The sequence below is a fragment of the Geodermatophilus sp. TF02-6 genome (genome assembly GCF_003319115.1).
GTDB lineage: Bacteria > Actinomycetota > Actinomycetes > Mycobacteriales > Geodermatophilaceae > Geodermatophilus.
Window position 1 is genome coordinate 31,932 of the sequence record NZ_QOHF01000032.1, and the last position, 15,294, is coordinate 47,225.

18 protein-coding genes, 1 other RNA gene and 1 riboswitch are annotated in these 15,294 nt (G+C 73.7%); of the genes, 15 read left to right on the forward strand and 4 right to left on the reverse strand.

The window, feature by feature from the left end; translation table 11 throughout:
* The first annotated feature begins 78 nt into the window (after positions 1–78).
* A riboswitch (cyclic di-AMP (ydaO/yuaA leader) is annotated at positions 79–262 on the forward strand.
* Positions 263–329: 67 nt separating this feature from the next.
* Complete coding sequence (locus tag DQ238_RS20935) at positions 330–755, forward strand: transglycosylase SLT domain-containing protein (RefSeq protein WP_158550882.1); 426 nt, start codon at positions 330–332, stop codon at positions 753–755.
* A gap of 24 nt (positions 756–779) precedes the next feature.
* On the opposite strand, the gene DQ238_RS20940 is transcribed toward DQ238_RS20935, so the two are convergent.
* Together DQ238_RS20940 and DQ238_RS20945 are read right to left on the reverse strand one after the other, a co-directional pair.
* Positions 780–1,796, reverse strand: coding sequence for a patatin-like phospholipase family protein (locus tag DQ238_RS20940; protein WP_199506489.1), 1,017 nt, complete (start codon positions 1,794–1,796; stop codon positions 780–782).
* Positions 1,797–1,821: 25 nt separating this feature from the next.
* Positions 1,822–2,058 (reverse strand): hypothetical protein, encoded by a 237-nt coding sequence (locus tag DQ238_RS20945; RefSeq protein ID WP_113783186.1) that lies wholly within the window; start codon positions 2,056–2,058, stop codon positions 1,822–1,824.
* A gap of 82 nt (positions 2,059–2,140) precedes the next feature.
* Here DQ238_RS20945 and cutA point away from each other — a divergent pair, with 82 nt between their 5' ends.
* Both cutA and DQ238_RS20955 read left to right on the forward strand, forming a co-directional pair.
* The gene (cutA, locus tag DQ238_RS20950) at positions 2,141–2,473 is read left to right on the forward strand and encodes a divalent-cation tolerance protein CutA (RefSeq protein WP_233496155.1); all 333 of its coding nucleotides are present in this window, start codon (positions 2,141–2,143) and stop codon (positions 2,471–2,473) included.
* A gap of 86 nt (positions 2,474–2,559) precedes the next feature.
* Positions 2,560–4,329, forward strand: a complete 1,770-nt coding sequence (locus DQ238_RS20955; protein WP_233496156.1) for a bifunctional diguanylate cyclase/phosphodiesterase — start codon at positions 2,560–2,562, stop codon at positions 4,327–4,329.
* A gap of 116 nt (positions 4,330–4,445) precedes the next feature.
* On the opposite strand, the gene DQ238_RS20960 is transcribed toward DQ238_RS20955, so the two are convergent.
* Entirely contained in the window at positions 4,446–4,733 is a 288-nt protein-coding gene (locus DQ238_RS20960) for a DUF6343 family protein (RefSeq protein ID WP_113783188.1), read from the reverse strand.
* A 47-nt stretch (positions 4,734–4,780) separates the two neighbouring features.
* Here DQ238_RS20960 and prfB point away from each other — a divergent pair, with 47 nt between their 5' ends.
* The 11 genes from prfB (at position 4,781) to DQ238_RS21015 (ending at position 13,278) form a co-directional block, all read left to right on the forward strand.
* Positions 4,781–5,893 carry a peptide chain release factor 2 gene (prfB, locus tag DQ238_RS20965; protein WP_113783189.1) on the forward strand — a complete coding sequence of 371 codons (1,113 nt, stop codon included), beginning with the start codon at positions 4,781–4,783 and terminating at the stop codon, positions 5,891–5,893.
* Between the two features lie 238 nt (positions 5,894–6,131).
* A complete protein-coding gene (ftsE, locus tag DQ238_RS20970) occupies positions 6,132–6,821 on the forward strand; it encodes a cell division ATP-binding protein FtsE (protein WP_113783190.1) in 690 nt (229 codons plus the stop codon).
* Positions 6,822–6,862: 41 nt separating this feature from the next.
* A complete protein-coding gene (ftsX, locus tag DQ238_RS20975; RefSeq protein ID WP_113783191.1) occupies positions 6,863–7,747 on the forward strand; it encodes a permease-like cell division protein FtsX in 885 nt (294 codons plus the stop codon).
* Positions 7,748–7,897: 150 nt separating this feature from the next.
* A complete protein-coding gene (gene smpB / locus DQ238_RS20980) occupies positions 7,898–8,374 on the forward strand; it encodes an SsrA-binding protein SmpB (protein ID WP_113783192.1) in 477 nt (158 codons plus the stop codon).
* Positions 8,371–8,574 (forward strand): zinc-binding dehydrogenase, encoded by a 204-nt coding sequence (locus tag DQ238_RS20985; protein ID WP_113783193.1) that lies wholly within the window; start codon positions 8,371–8,373, stop codon positions 8,572–8,574. Before smpB ends, DQ238_RS20985 begins: the two co-directional genes overlap by 4 nt.
* A complete protein-coding gene (locus DQ238_RS20990) occupies positions 8,571–9,464 on the forward strand; it encodes an amidohydrolase family protein (RefSeq protein ID WP_113783194.1) in 894 nt (297 codons plus the stop codon). The genes DQ238_RS20985 and DQ238_RS20990 overlap by 4 nt, the downstream gene beginning before the upstream one ends.
* Entirely contained in the window at positions 9,461–9,841 is a 381-nt protein-coding gene (locus DQ238_RS20995) for a VOC family protein (RefSeq protein WP_113783195.1), read from the forward strand. The genes DQ238_RS20990 and DQ238_RS20995 overlap by 4 nt, the downstream gene beginning before the upstream one ends.
* Positions 9,842–9,948: 107 nt before the next feature.
* The gene (locus DQ238_RS21000) at positions 9,949–10,362 is read left to right on the forward strand and encodes a protein-tyrosine phosphatase family protein (RefSeq protein ID WP_113783196.1); all 414 of its coding nucleotides are present in this window, start codon (positions 9,949–9,951) and stop codon (positions 10,360–10,362) included.
* A 10-nt stretch (positions 10,363–10,372) separates the two neighbouring features.
* Complete coding sequence (locus DQ238_RS21005) at positions 10,373–11,266, forward strand: hypothetical protein (protein ID WP_113783197.1); 894 nt, start codon at positions 10,373–10,375, stop codon at positions 11,264–11,266.
* Positions 11,263–11,796 carry a carboxymuconolactone decarboxylase family protein gene (locus DQ238_RS21010; RefSeq protein ID WP_113783198.1) on the forward strand — a complete coding sequence of 178 codons (534 nt, stop codon included), beginning with the start codon at positions 11,263–11,265 and terminating at the stop codon, positions 11,794–11,796. Before DQ238_RS21005 ends, DQ238_RS21010 begins: the two co-directional genes overlap by 4 nt.
* A gap of 348 nt (positions 11,797–12,144) precedes the next feature.
* Positions 12,145–13,278 carry a magnesium and cobalt transport protein CorA gene (locus DQ238_RS21015; protein WP_113783199.1) on the forward strand — a complete coding sequence of 378 codons (1,134 nt, stop codon included), beginning with the start codon at positions 12,145–12,147 and terminating at the stop codon, positions 13,276–13,278.
* 235 nt (positions 13,279–13,513) lie between these two features.
* Here the strand turns inward: DQ238_RS21015 and DQ238_RS21020 are convergent, their stop codons facing one another.
* Entirely contained in the window at positions 13,514–14,326 is an 813-nt protein-coding gene (locus DQ238_RS21020; protein WP_113783200.1) for a DUF4239 domain-containing protein, read from the reverse strand.
* A gap of 177 nt (positions 14,327–14,503) precedes the next feature.
* Between DQ238_RS21020 and ssrA the strand changes: the two genes are divergently transcribed.
* Positions 14,504–14,880, forward strand: a transfer-messenger RNA (tmRNA) gene (ssrA, locus tag DQ238_RS21025).
* Positions 14,881–15,294: the final 414 nt, after the last annotated feature.

Consider the following 15,294-nt stretch of genomic DNA (forward strand, 5'->3'; position numbering starts at 1 on the left):
GGCCGGTTGCTCCGCGCTCTCTTGGCTGTGACGTACCTCACAGGCTACGTTCAGCTCGCCCGCGTCCGCGGGACGGCCCGGCGGTACACGCCGAGTCCTGCCGCTGGCCGGGCCGACCTCGACCCACCTGAGGGCAGGAACGGGAGATCGCAGGACCTTCGGGCCGCCATCGGCCCTCGGGGTGAAGCCGCGACCGCCGCGGCCGGGCAGTCCTCCCGCCCGAACCCGACAGCTCATCCCGCAGGCGTGCTCCGGAGGACCCCATGCACCAGCGCGTCTCTGGCGTGCGCCGGCTCGTCCGTGCGCTCCGACCCACCCGTCTCTGCATCATGGCGATCCTGGCGCTCATCGCCCTCGCGGCTCCGGCGCCGGCGATGGCGGCCTCCGACGCCTCGTCCAGCGCGTCAGACCTGTGCGCGAAGGCCGCATCCCGGGCGGGTTTCACCGGCAACAGGCTCGTCACCGCGGTCGCGGTGGGCATGGCCGAGTCGGGTTGCAACCCGACCGCGTACCACGCCAACGGTCCGACGAAGGGCTGTTCGCAGGGCTCGGTGGACCGTGGGCTGTGGCAGATCAACAACTGCTACCACCCCTCGGTCTCCAAGAGCTGCGCCTACGACGCCCAGTGCAACGCCAACGCCGCGTATCGGATCTCCTCCGGTGGCGCCACCTGGAGACCGTGGGCGGCCTACAACAACGGCCGGTACAAGGCCTACCTGGCCCAGGCCAAGACCGCGGTCGACCGACTCGGCTGACCTGCCCCTCCCGCCGGACCGGCGTCACCCCGGCTGCGACGACGTCGGCACGCCGCGGCAGTCGCGCAGGTACCCCGCCCAGTCCCAGCCGGCCAGGAACTCCCGGGCGGCCCGCTGCCCGGCGGTGACCAGCCGGGCCCGCTCGGCCGCGCCGACGTCGAAGTCGGTGAGGCCCGTCCCGGTCGTGTCCACCGAGAACGCCCGCCGGCGCACGCACGGCTGGGCGAGGTAGGTGCGGTCCCGCCCGGTGACCGAGGTCGCCACCAGGGAGTCGAGCAGCCGCAGCGGTGGCGGCAGCAACCGGCGGTGGCCGAACACGGAGACGTCCTCGTCGGAGAGGGTGTCGCCGACACCGACGCCGAACGTCGGCCAGCGGGGGGCGGTGGCGTCGGTGCGGTCGAAGACCTCGACCGGGAAGTTCGACAGCACCCCGCCGTCCACCAGCGTCGACCGGCGCCCGGTGCGCGGGTCGCGCAGCTGCCGCGGCGCGAAGAGGAACGGGATGGACAGCGACGCCCGGACGGCGTCGGCGACCGGCTGCGCATCGGGGTCCAGGCCGTACTCGCGGTAGTCCCAGGGCAGCCGCAGCAGCCGGCCGCGGGTGACGTCGGTCGCCGTCACGACCAGGTGGTAGCGCTGCCACGGCGCCAGGGCCGGGTCGTCGCCGGGGTCCTCGCGGCGCAGGTCGCCGAAGGTGCGCACGCCCAGGTCGGCCAGCTCGCGGCGCACCCACTCGGTGACGTAGCGGCCCGGGTGCAGCCCCGACCGGGTCAGCAGGCCCACCGCCGGGGCGAGGACCGGCACCGGCGCCCACGCGTCGGGCACGCGGTCGTAGTCCAGCCGGGCGGCCCGTTCCCGCACGCCGTCGGCGTCCAGCCCCGCGGCGACGAACGCGGCGAGGACGGCGCCGGCCGAGGACCCCGCGACCCGCTCGAACCGGTACCGCCCCACGAGCTCGACGACGGCGCCGACCAGCGCGATCCCCTTGACGCCGCCGCCCTCGAGGACGAGGTCGGCCGGCAGCCGGTCGGGCGAGGTCACACCGGCACCGTAGGGTCCGACCTGCTCAGCCGCCGCGCTCGACCTCGGCGGACACCACCCCGCGCAGCGCCGTCCGCAGCGCCTCGTCGCCGGCGTCGCCCCGCTGCAGCGCCGTCCGCGCCGCCTCCGGCAGGACGCCGGTGTCGACGTCGTCGAACCAGGTGACCTCCCCGCCGAGGCGACGGCCGATCCGCAGGCTGCCGCCGTCGTGGTGCACCAGGTACTCCTCGCCGTCGAGCTGGACGGTCATCTCGTTGCCCATGGGCAGGTCCTACCCCGCGCGGCGCACGACCCACGCCCGGCCGCGGAGGGAGGATGGGCAGGTGCCGGAGGAGTGCTGCGAGGTGATCGTCACGGGGCCGGACCCGGACTGGCTGGCCGGGTACACGCGGACGCTGGTGCAGGAGCGGCTGGCCGCCTGCGGCCACCAGTCCGTCCCGATCCGGTCGGTCTACCGGTGGGAGGGTGCGGTGCACGACGAGCCGGAGGCGCGCGTCGCGCTGCACACCCGCCGGTCGCTGGTGGAGGAGGTCGTCACGCGCACGGCCGAGCTGCACCCGTACGACGTCCCGTGCGTGATCGCCCTGCCGCTGGCCGGCGGCAACCCCGACTACCTGCGGTGGGTGGTGGAGGAGACGCGGGACCCGCAGCGCGCCGCGGCGGCCCCGTGGGTGTGAGGGGCCGGGATCCGGGCACCGGCACCATCGAGGCAGACGACGAGCGGGCGCCCGCGGCGGGCGACCCGGACAGGGCAGGAGCGTACGTGGCACGACACTCGGGGGAGCTCGAGCTGCCCCTGGACGTCCGCCGTCGGGCGGAGGGGCCGGCCGGATCCACCGTGGTGGTGGAGGCCGTCCTCGCCGCGCTGCCCTCGCCGACGCTGCTCCTCGACGCCGAGGGCACGGTGTTGCTGGCCAACACCGCGTGGGTCAAGGCCGCCGACGTCCTCGGCGACGACCGCGTGCGCATCGGCGTCGACGGCGACTACTTCGCCATGGTCCGCCGCCTCGACGGACAGAGCGCTGCCGCCCTCGTCGAGCAGTTGCGGGCGCTCTCGCGCGGCGAGTGCGCCTCCGTGCAGGCCGACCAGCCCATCGAGCTGCGCGACGGCACCCGGTGGGTGCACGTGCAGGCCTCCCGGGTCGACCGGGCCGGGCAGGTCGTGGTGACCCACACCGACGTCACCTCGCGGGTCGCGGCGGAGCGGGCGTCGGACTGGCGGGCCCGCCACGACACCCTGACCGAGCTGCCCAACCGCGCCCACCTGCACGAGCTCATCGACGCCGCGCTGCAGCTGCCCGACCGCGGCCCGGTGTCGGTGCTCTTCCTCGACGTCGACGGCTTCAAGGACGTCAACGACTCCCTCGGCCACGACGCCGGCGACGACCTGCTGCGCCAGGTCGCCCGGCGGTTGACCGGCTCCACCCGCGTCGACGACACCGTGGGCCGGCTGGGCGGCGACGAGTTCGTCATCCTCTGCCGCGACTGCTCCACCGACGGGGCGCAGGCCCTGGCCGACCGCTGCCGCGCCAGCATCGACCGCCCGTTCGACCTCGGCGGCCGGCTGGTGCGGCTCGGGGTCAGCATCGGGATCGCCACCGCGCCGGAGTCCGGAGCGGTCGCGGTGCGCTCCGCCGACCTGGTGCGGGACGCCGACCTCGCCATGTACGCGGCCAAGGCGGCCGGCCGCAACCGGGTCCGGCTGTTCACCGCCGACCTGCGCAGCGCGGCCCAGCGCAAGGCCACCTTCGCCGCGGAGCTGCGCGAGGCGATCCTCGACGAGCAGCTGGTGCTGCACTACCAGCCGATCCTGCACCTGCCGTCGGGGCGGTGCACGGGGGTGGAGGCGTTGGTCCGCTGGCAGCACTCCACCCGCGGGCTGCTGCTGCCCGGCGAGTTCCTCCCCACCGCCGCCCAGCACGACCTGATGACCGCGATCGCCCGCTGGGTGCTGCGCTCGGCCACCCGCCAGACGGCGGCCTGGTCGCGGGCCGGGCTGCACCTGGTCACGTCGGTCAACATCAGCGCCAGCCACTTCTCCACCGGCACGCTGGTCCGCGACGTCCACGAGGCCCTGGCCGAGGCCGGGTTGCCGCCCGAGCAGCTGGTCATCGAGCTCACCGAGACCTCGGTGGCCGAGGACGCCCAGCGCGCCGCCGCCCAGTTCGCCGAACTGCGCCGCTCCGGCGTGGAGGTCTCCATCGACGACTTCGGCAGCGGCTTCTCCTCGCTGGGCCAGCTGGTGTCGATGCCCACCGGCATCCTCAAGATCGACCGCAGCCTGGTCGCGTTCCCCGAGGGACGCCGCAGCGAGGCCGCGGCGGCGATCGCGGCGGTGGTCGCGCTGGGCCGGGCCTGCGGCGTGCGCAGCTTGGCCGAGGGCGTGGAGACCGCCGAGCAGCTGGAGCTGGCCGAGCAGCTCGGCTGCACCTTCGCCCAGGGCTTCACCGTCGCCCGGCCGATGCCGGCCGACCAGCTGGCCGCCTGGGCGGCCGAGCACGCCGAGCAGCTGTTGGCCGGCGCCCTCCGCTGACCGGCCCCCTGCAGGTAGCAGGACCCCGTCCTCCCCGCCCCTCGCGAGCTGGGGGCAGTGCCCTGGACGGGGCCAGGCGCGAGCGTGCGAGTGGCGGGGGGCAGGGGGTCCTTCCTTCAGCCCGGTTCGCCGCGCGCCTTCCTCCGGGCCACCACGACCAGGTCGACGGCGGCCACCGCGGCGAGCACGAACAGCACGACCGCCGCCCACACCGGCAGGCCGGTGACCAGCCACACGACGCCGCCGCCGACGCAGACGACCAGCCCGAAGGCGGCCAGCACCAGCCGCAGGGTGAGCGCCGACCGCGCCGGCGCCGCGCCGCCGAAGCCCGCGGTGGGGTCGTGGTGGTCGGGGAGGCCGCGCTCGTAGTCCTGCCGCGACCGGCGTCGACGAGGCCCGCTCATGCCACGGCTGGCTACCCCGGACCGGCGGCGCACTACCCTGGGTGGACGTGGCCGCTGACTTCTCCGTCGTCCTGGACGAACTCGACACGACCCTGACGTCGATCGAGGCTGTCCTCGACGTCGACCGGCTGCGCCGCGAGGTGGCGGAGCTCGAGCAGCAGGCCGCCGCCCCCGACCTGTGGAACGACGTCGAGGCCGCGCAGGCCCTGACCGCCCGGCTGTCCTACAAGCAGGGCGACCTGCGCCGGGTCGAGGACCTGCGCCGCCGCCTCGACGACGCCGCCGTCCTGCACGAGCTGGCGCAGGAGGAGGACGACGCCGCGAGCCTCGCCGAGGCCGACGGGGAGCTCGCCGCGCTGCGCGAGGAGATCGACGAGCTGGAGGTGCGCACCCTCCTCAACGGCGAGTACGACTCGCGCGAGGCGCTGGTGACCATCCGCTCCGAGGCCGGTGGCGTCGACGCCGCCGACTTCGCCGAGATGCTCCTGCGCATGTACCTGCGCTGGGCCGAGCGGCACCGTTACCCGGTCGAGGTCTACGACACCTCCTACGCCGAGGAGGCCGGCATCAAGTCGGCCACCTTCGCGGTCAAGCAGCCCTACGCCTACGGCACCCTCTCGGTCGAGCAGGGCACCCACCGGCTGGTGCGCATCTCGCCGTTCGACAACCAGGGGCGCCGGCAGACGTCCTTCGCCGGCGTCGAGGTGCTGCCGGTCGTCGCGCAGACCGACCACGTGGACATCCCGGAGAACGAGGTCCGCGTCGACGTCTTCCGCTCCTCGGGTCCCGGCGGGCAGAGCGTCAACACCACCGACTCCGCCGTCCGGATCACCCACCTGCCCACCGGCATCGTCGTCTCCTGCCAGAACGAGAAGAGCCAGATCCAGAACCGGGCCGCGGCCATGCGGGTGCTGCAGGCGCGGCTGCTGGCCAGGCGGCAGGAGGAGCAGCGCGCGGCGATGGAGGCGCTCAAGGGGGAGGGCAGCAGTTGGGGCAACCAGATGCGCTCCTACGTGCTGCACCCGTACCAGATGGTCAAGGACCTGCGCACCGAGGTGGAGACCGGCAACCCCTCGGCCGTCCTCGACGGAGACATCGACACCTTCATCGAGGCCGGCATCCGCTGGCGGCGGCAGCAGGAGGCCGTGCCGAGCAGCTGAGAAGAGGACCCTCCTGCTCCCCACCGCTCGCAGGCTCGCGGTGGGGCCCTGCGGGGGCCGCCGTCCTGGGCGTCCCCTTGGTCACAGTGGTCCCACGGTGCGTGCGTGAGCACATGACCCTCGGTGACGACACCCCTGGGGATAGGCCGCCATCGTCACGCTCCGTCCAGCGCGCGACGGCGGCGCGCAGTCGGGCGATCACCCATCACCCGTCGCCCGAGAGGTACCGTGGCCCCTCGTGATCGAACTGCAACACGTCACCAAGCTCTACCCGGCCAGCTCCCGGCCGGCCCTCGACGACGTGTCCACGGAGATCGACAAGGGCGAATTCGTCTTCCTCATCGGCTCGTCGGGCTCGGGCAAGTCGACCTTCCTGCGCCTGCTGCTCAAGGAGGACGACCCCACCAGGGGCACCGTCCGGGTCAACGGCAAGACGCTCAACACGATGAGCAGGTGGCAGGTGCCCAAGCTGCGCCGCACGATCGGCTGCGTCTTCCAGGACTTCCGGCTGCTGCGCAACCGCACCGCCGCCCAGAACGTGGCGTTCGCGCTGGAGGTCATCAACAAGCCGCAGCGCACGATCAAGCGCGTCGTCCCCGAGGTGCTGGAGATGGTCGGCCTGGAGGGCAAGGCCGGCCGGCTGCCCAGCGAGCTCTCCGGTGGGGAGCAGCAGCGGGTCGCGATCGCCCGCGCGTTCGTCAACCGGCCGCTGCTGCTACTCGCCGACGAGCCCACCGGGAACCTCGACCCGGAGACCAGCGAGGGCATCATGCTGCTGCTGGAGCGGATCAACCGCACCGGCACCACCGTGGTCATGGCGACGCACGACTACCACATCGTCGACTCCATGCGCCGCCGCGTCATCGAGCTCAACGGGGGCGTGCTCACCCGCGACCAGTCGCGCGGGGTCTACGGCGTCGGCCGCTGAGCTGCCGGCCCCCACCTGCCTGAACTCACGACAGGGAACCAATGCGCGTCAACTTCGTGCTCTCCGAGGTGGCCACCGGGCTGCGTCGCAACCTGACCATGACGGTCGCGATGATCCTGACCACGGCCATCTCGCTCGGCCTCATGGGCACCGGCCTGCTGATCGCCGGGATGATCTCCGACATGAAGGAGATCTACTACGACAAGGTGCAGGTCTCCATCTTCCTGGCCGACGACGTCACCGATGAGCAGCGGACGGTGATCGAGCAGGAGCTCGCGGCCTCGCCCGAGGTCAAGAGCTACATCTACGAGTCCAAGGACGAGGCCTACCAGCGCTTCCAGCAGCAGTTCAGCCAGCAGCCGGAGCTCGTGCAGAACACGCCGCCGGACGCGCTGCCGGAGAGCTTCCGCATCGAGCTGGTCAACCCGGAGCGCTACCCGGTGATCGCCCAGGAGTTCCCCGACGGGCAGAACGGCGTCGACCAGGTGCGCGACGAGGGCGACTTCCTCGACCGGCTGTTCAGCCTGCTCAACGGCGCCCGCAACGCGACGATCGCCGTCGCCGTCGTCCAGGCGCTGGCGGCGTTGCTGCTGATCTCCAACACCATCCAGCTGGCCGCGTTCAACCGGCGCAACGAGACCAACATCATGCGGCTGGTCGGCGCCTCCCGCTGGTACACCCAGCTGCCGTTCATCCTCGAGGCGGCGCTGGCCGGGCTGATCGGTGCGCTGCTCGCCGTGGGCGGCCTGGTGCTGACCAAGGTGCTCTTCGTCGACAAGACCCTGGCCGGGCCGATCAAGGCCGGCATCATCCCGCCGGTCGACTGGAGCGCGATCGTCTCGATCTCCCCCGTCATCGCCGCCGCCGGCGTGGGCCTGGCCGCGGTCGCCGCCTACGTGACGCTGCGCCTCTACGTGCGGTTGTAGCGGCCCGCCCCGCCGACCTCCTCGCGGCGATCATGGAGTCCGGGAAGCGACACGCCGAGGAACGGCGGCGTGTCGCTTCCCGGACTCCATGATCGTTGCCGGAGTGGTGAGAGCGGAGGTCCCCGAGAGCGCGCCGGTAGCCTGAGGGACATGCCGCGGGAACAGGGGCGCAAGCTGATCGCCCAGAACAAGAAGGCGCGGCACGACTACTCGATCCTCGACACCTACGAGGTGGGCCTGGTCCTCACCGGCACCGAGGTGAAGAGCCTGCGCGCCGGCCGCGCCTCCCTGACCGACGGGTTCGCCACCGTGGACGACGGGGAGGTCTGGCTGCAGCACGTGCACATCCCCGAGTACACCCAGGGCACCTGGACCAACCACGCCCCGCGCCGCAAGCGCAAGGTGCTCATGCACCGCGCCGAGATCGACAAGCTGATCGGCAAGACCCGCGAGGGCGGCCTGACCCTCGTGCCGCTGGACCTGTACTTCAGCGACGGCAAGGTCAAGGCCACCCTCGCGCTGGCCAGGGGCAAGAAGTCCTACGACAAGCGGCAGGACATGGCCGAGCGTGACTCCCGCCGCGAGATCCAGCGGGCCTTCGGCCGGTACGTCAAGGGCCGCCGGTGACGGGCGCCTGCTACGACCGGTTCGGCGGGCTCGACGTCCTGACCGTCCGCGACGACCTGCCCGAGCCGCCGGTCGGCCCCGACGCCGGGCAGCTGCGGGTGTCGATCGCCCGGGCGTTCGGCCTGGCGCAGGTGGCCGACGCGCAGGCCCTGGTCGGCGAGGGGCACGTGCGCGGCAGGGTCGTGGGCACGCTGCCGTGAGCACCTCCCCGCCGGTCGACGACGCCGACGTCCCGCGCTACTGGCGCGAGCTGGGTCTGCCGGGGTTGGTCGACGTGCACGTGCACTTCCTGCCCGAGCGGGTGCAGGCCAAGGTGTGGCGCTACTTCGCCTCGGCGCAGACCCACTACGGCACGGCCTGGCCGATCACCTACCCGCTGCCGGACGACGAGCGGCTGGCGGTGCTCGCGCGGCTCGGCGTGCGGGCCTTCCCGACGCTGCCCTACCCGCACCGGGCCGGCATGGCCGCGTGGCTCAACGACTGGTCGGCGGCCTTCGCCCGGGAACACCCCCGGGTGCTGCAGTCGGCCACCTTCTACCCGGAGCCGGAGGCGCCGCACTACGTCGCCGAGGCGCTCGACCGCGGCGCGCGGGTGTTCAAGGTGCACGTGCAGGTCGGGGACTTCGACCCGCGGCACCCGCTGCTCGACCCGGTGTGGGCGCGGCTGGCGGAGACCGGCACCCCGGTGGTGGTCCACTGCGGGTCCGGGCCGCTGACCGGCGAGCACACCGGACCCGCGCCGGTGACCGGGCTGCTGCAGCGCCACCCGCGGCTGCGGCTGGTCGTCGCCCACCTTGGCATGCCGGAGTACCGGGAGTTCCTCGACCTCGCCGAGCGGTACGACGGCGTGCACCTGGACACCACGATGTTCGCCACCGACTTCACCGAGCGGCTCATGCCGTTCGACCCGGCGCTGCGCCCGAGGCTGGGGGAGCTGCGCGACAAGGTCCTCCTCGGCAGCGACTTCCCGTCGATCCCGTACCCCTACGCCCACCAGCTGGCCGCGTTGCACCGGCTGGAGCTGGGGGAGGAGTGGCTGCGCGCGGTCCTGTGGCACAACGGTGCGCGGTTGTTCAGGGTGGATGCGTGACCCCGCGCCTCACCTTCACCTCGACCGTCCTCGGCACACCCGACCCGCGCGGCCTGGCGCGCTTCTACGAGCGGTTGCTCGGGTGGCCGATCCTGGACGACGAAGAGGAGTGGGCGACGGTGCGGCCCACCGACGGGAGCGCGGGGCTGTCCTTCCAGCGGGAGGAGGACCACGTGCTCCCGGTGTGGCCCCCCGAGCCTGGAACGCAGCAGATGCAACTGCACCTGGACTTCGAGGTCGACGACCTGGCCGCGGCCTGCGCCGTCGCCGAGGACGCCGGCGCCCGGCGGCTCGGCGGCCACACGGACCCCCACGAGGAGGTGCGGGTCTACGCCGACCCCGCCGGCCACCCCTTCTGTCTCTTCGTCCGCACTTGAGGAACGGGTGGTCGCCGGTCGTGCCGGCTGCCTACCACCGGCGGCTGGGGTCCACCGCGGTCCGCACCGACGCCCGGTGGACCCGCACCCTGCCGGTGGGGTGAGCGGTGTCGGCCTGGAGCGACGACACGGGCGTGGTCGTGCTGCCCGGCGGGGCGCGGGTGCGCGGGCGCCGGTTGGGCGCGCCGGCGAGCCCGGCCGACTGGGCCGTCGTCCTCGGGAGCGGGCCGCTGCCGCCGTGGCCGGCCCGCCGGGTGCGCTGGCCCGACTTCTGGGTGCCGCTGGACCGCGCCGACGCCGTCGCCGCGCTGCACGAGGCGCTGGCACGGGCGCGGGCGGGGCAGCGCGTCGAGGTGGCCTGCCGCGGCGGGGTCGGGCGCACCGGCACCGCGCTGGCCGCGCTCGCCGTCCTCGACGGGCTGCCGGCCGACGACGCCGTCCCCTGGATCCGGGCCCGCCACCACCCGCGGGCGGTGGAGACGCCGTGGCAGCGGCACTGGCTGCGCTCGCTCGGTCGCTAGGGTGCCCGACATGGTCAGCGCCGATCGGTCCGCTCCCGCCCTGGACCCCAAGGACGTCGCCCGCGCGCACCGCGCCGTCGAGCCGCTGCACAACCAGGTGTACTTCTCGCCCGAGCAGGACGAGTACCTGACCGCCGTGGGGCTGCGCCCGGGGCGGATGTGCTACTTCGCCGGGCGGGCGGCGCCCATGGGCGCGGTCGGGCCGGGCGCGGTGACCGCGACCTTCGCCAACTTCGCGCCGGCGCTGGTGGCCCGGCACGTCCCGCGCGCCTGGACCCTCGCCGGCCCCGAGCAGGTCGTCACCGCCCGCCTCGACGGCGCCCGCGCCTCCCTGACCCGGCTGCTCGGGGGCGCCGAGGCGGTCGCCGCCCCCGAGGTGGCCGAGCTGGCCGGGCTGCTGCGCGAGGCCTGCACCGTGCTGACCCCGGAGGGCCGTCCGCTCTACGCCGGCCACGCCGACCTGCCCTGGCCCGAGGAGCCGGTGCCGGCGTTGTGGCACGGGGCCACGCTCCTGCGCGAGCACCGCGGGGACGGGCACGTCGCCTGCCTGCTGCGGGCCGGCCTGTCCGGCCTGGAGGCGCTGGTCACGCACACGGCGACCGGGCGCGGGTTCACCGAGGCCGCCGCGCGGGCGACCCGGGGCTGGAGCGAGCAGGAGTGGGCGGCCGCCTGCGCCCGGCTGGCCGAGCGGAGGCTGCTCGCCGACGGCGGGCTCACCGAGGAGGGGCTGCGGCTGCGCGCGGAGATCGAGGCGGGCACCGACGAGCTCTCGGCCGCGCCCTGGGTGCACCTGGGGCCGGAGCGGACCGCCCGGGTCATCGCGCTGGGCCGGCAGCTGTCGGCCCGGCTGGTCGAGAACGGCGCCTACCCCGCCGACACCTTCACCGCCACCGCCCGCCGGTGACCCGGCCGCGGCTGCCCGAGGCGGCCGCCGAGGGGCCCACCGCCGACCTGCTCGCGGTCCGCCGCGGCGGCCGGCTGTCCGTGCTCGACCGGCTCCTGCTGCACAGCCCGCCGGTCGCGCAGGGGTGGAACGCCCTGCTCGGCGCCCTGCGGACCGGGACGACGCTGCCCGCCGACCTGCGCGAACTCGTGGTCCTGCGGGTCGCGGTCCTGAACGGCGCCGCCTTCGAGTGGGTCGCGCACGAGCCGATCGGCCGCCGCGCCGGGCTCGGCGACGAGCACCTGGCGGCGCTGCGCCGTCCGGACGCCGCCGGGCCGGTCTGGACGCCGGTGCAGGCCGCCGTCCTGGCCTTCACCGACGCCTCCACCCGTGACGTCGCCGTCCCCGACGCGGTGTTCACCGCCGTCCGCGAGCACCTCGACGACCGGCAGGTCCTCGAGCTCACCGCGCTGGTGGCCGGCTACGCGATGGTGTCCCGCCTCCTGGTCGCGCTGCGGGTGCCGCCGCCGGACGGCGAGGTCCCCGGCTGAGGAGTGACGTCCACCTCCCGGAGGACGCCGGCCCGGACCGGACGTGTCACGATGGACGACGGCCCGCCGACACCGCGGGCGCCGCGGACGACGGGAGGGGGCCTGACCGACGTGCTCAGCGAACCGCCCAGTACCGGCACCGGGGTCCGCGCCGCCTGTTGACAGACCCCGCTGCCTCCACCGGAGAAGGACCCCGTCCCGGCTCCGTCCCGAGGCTCACCCCGAGCGTGCGAGGGGTGAGGAGGACGGGGTCCTCCAGGGGCCCGCGGTGGGACCCTGCAGCGGGGCCGCGGCGGGGTGCGGACCTCCGACGCGTCCCCCGCTCCAGCGTCTCCCCGGGAGTCCGTCGTGGTCGACCGCCGTCGCACCTCCCTCACCGCCCTGTCCGGCCTCGGCCGCCGGCCGCGGCCCCAGCTCAGCCTCGCAACCCCGCCGCCCGCGCCGGTGGCGCGGCAGCGGGCGTCGCTGATCGTCGACAACGCCGTCTACTCGTCCGGCCGGCGGGTGGCCACGCCCGACACCGCCGCCGAGAGCCACGACTGGCTGGTCGAGGACCCCGAGCGGCTGGTGTGGCTGGGGCTCTACCGGCCCGAGCCGGCCGAGCTCGGCGAGCTGGCCGAGCAGTACGACCTGCCCGACCTCGCCGTCGAGGACGCGATCAAGGCCCACCAGCGGCCCAAGTTCGAGCGCTACGGGGCCACCCTGTTCGTCGTCCTCAAGGCCGCGCGGTACCTGGACGCGACCGAGGAGGTGGAGTTCGGGGAGCTGCACCTGTTCCTCGGACCCAACTTCGCCATCACCGTGCGGCACAGCGAGTCGCCGGACCTCTCCCGGGTGCGCCGGCGGCTGGAGAGCGAGCCGGCGCTGCTGGCCAAGGGCAGCGAGGCGGTGCTCTACGCGATCCTGGACGCCGTCGTCGACGGCTACCGGCCGGTGGTCGAGGGGCTGGCCACCGACATCGACGAGATCGAGACCGAGGTCTTCCGCGGCGACCCCGGCGTCTCCCGGCGCATCTACGAGCTGTCGCAGGAGGTGCTGGAGTTCCAGCGCGCCGCCCAGCCGCTGCTCGGCATCCTCGCCGCGATCGCCGCCGGCTTCGACAAGTACGGCGTGGACGAGGAGCTGCGCAGCTACCTGCGCGACGTCGAGGACCACGTCGTCGGGGTCACCGAGCGGGTGGAGGCCTTCCGGCTGCAGCTGCGCGACATCCTCACCGTCAACGCGACCCTGGTGGCCCAGCGGCAGAACGAGGAGATCCGCGAGCTCACCGAGGCCTCGATCGCCCAGGGCGAGGAGGTCAAGAAGATATCCGCGTGGGCGGCCATCCTGTTCGCCCCGACGCTGGTGGGCACGGTGTACGGGATGAACTTCGACGACATCCCCGAGCTGCACTGGCACCTGGGCTACCCGTTCGCGCTGGTGCTCATGATCGGGGTGAGCGTCACCCTGTACGCCGTCTTCAAGCGACGCGGCTGGATCTGAACGACGCCCCCGCAGCCCCGCAGCCCTCCCCATCCCCCCGCCCTCCCCGGCCTCCCCGGAGTCGATCATGGGGTTGTTGCTCCCCGACACGCCGTGGCGAGCGTGTCCCGCGGCAACAACCCCATGATCAACTCGGCGGACGGCGGACGGCGGACGGCGGACGGGCGGACGGTGGACGGTGGACGGCGGACGGCGGACGGTGGACGGTGGACGGTGGACGGTGGACGGTGGACGGTCAGTGCAGGCGCCCCTGCTCGTCGCAGGGCGGGTCGGTGTCGCCGCCGGGGAGGTCGGTGATCCGGCGCTCGACGTTGAGCATCGCGGTGGGCCCGATCGCGGCCAGGCCGTCGTAGGGGCGGTCGAGGTCGTGGATCACCAGCAGGGTGAAGCCGGAGACGACCGTCGTCCCGACGAGGACGGCGACCTGGACCCGGGTCCGCACGCCCGGGTGGCCCAGCGCGGCCGGCCCGGCCAGCGAGATGGCCACGGTGATCAGCATGAGCGCCCACACCACGCCCGGGACGGCCGCCCGGGCTTCGTCGGCCCGCTCGATTCGGGCCTGGATGCGGTCGCCGTTCTCACCCAGGATCGTGCCGATCACGGCGCTGTTGCGCTCGTCCTCGGCGGCCTGCGCGAGCGTCGCGGTGATGTTGTCGGCCGCGGCGTCGGCGATCGGCGAGGGTCGACCGTCCCGGGCCTGCGCGCCCCAGTCGGGCCCGGTCACCGACCGCACGTAGCACCTGATGGCGCCCAGGACGTCGTTGCGCGCCTCGGGGGTCAGCAGTACCGCGTTCTCCGCCATCGACAGCACCGCACCCGCCTCGGCGGCCGCCTGGTTGCCGGCGCCGTCGTAGGAGGCGTACACGGAGAACAGCACGAACGCCAGGAGCAGCCCGGCCAGGGTGCGGACCGAAAGGATCAGCTCGTTGATGGGCAGCCGCTCGATGCCCATCCGCGGGTCGTCGTGCGTCGACCGGTTGAGCAGGTAGCGCTGTGCCGCGAAGCCGACCACCGCGGCCAACAGGATGACCGCGACGATCAGCAGCATCCGGGAACGGTAACGGCGGGGACGTGGCCGTGCACCCTCCGAGGATCGGGATCCGTGGCAGTGCTGACCTCGTGCCCGCGCCGGGTGGGGCCGCCGTCGGGGCGTCCGCGGGTGACACGGTGCCCTCGGGGAACACCGGAGCCGCGGGTGCCGTTATCCTGACTGCACAACTGCACAGGGGGTGAATGGTCTCGACTGCGGTCGGATGACCAGGGGAAGCGAGCCGAGGAAGCCGACGATGAGCTCGTTAACCACGCGTCGGGAACAACACAAGCGCCGACTCCAGTCAGCGCGAGTTCGCCCTCGCTGCCTGATAGCAGCGTAGGCGACTCTGTCAGCCCGGGTTCGTCATCGGCCCGGATCCTGGCATCAGCTAGATGACTCACCGTGCGTGCCGGTCGCGGGTGCGCGCGGGACACCGCACAGCGACTGGGCCCGTCATCCCGTCTCGTCCGTGAGATCGGGAGGGCCGAGCAGAGACGGAGCGGACTGCGCTCGGAGAAGCCCTGGCCTTGCGTCGTAGGACGCGGGTTCGATTCCCGCCACCTCCACCAGGACCGTCTTTCTCGAACCGGCGTCCAGAGACGCAGAGGCGAGTGAGTCGGTCCAGGCCCCCTGAAGACCCCCGGCACCGTTGGTGTCGGGGGTCTTCGCATGTCCGCGCGAAGCCTGCCGGCGACGCTCCGTCCTGGCGAACGACCAGGTCTGCCCGGCGGCACGCAGGTCACCGAAGGGGGCTCCTCGCGGGGTCCCGGTGAACAGCGGGGCGCGAGCCGCAAGGTTGCGATCTTGAGCCGGAGACGTTGAGGCCCGTGGTCCTTGCTGAGTGGGTGTTGCTGAGACAGTCGCGTCCGCCAAGGTGGTGTACGGCGGGCTCGCGGATGACGGATGAGCCCTCGAACGTGAAGGCGGCCACCGCGTGATCTTCTGGAGACCTCTCACAGTCCTTCAGGAGACAGACGCGATGA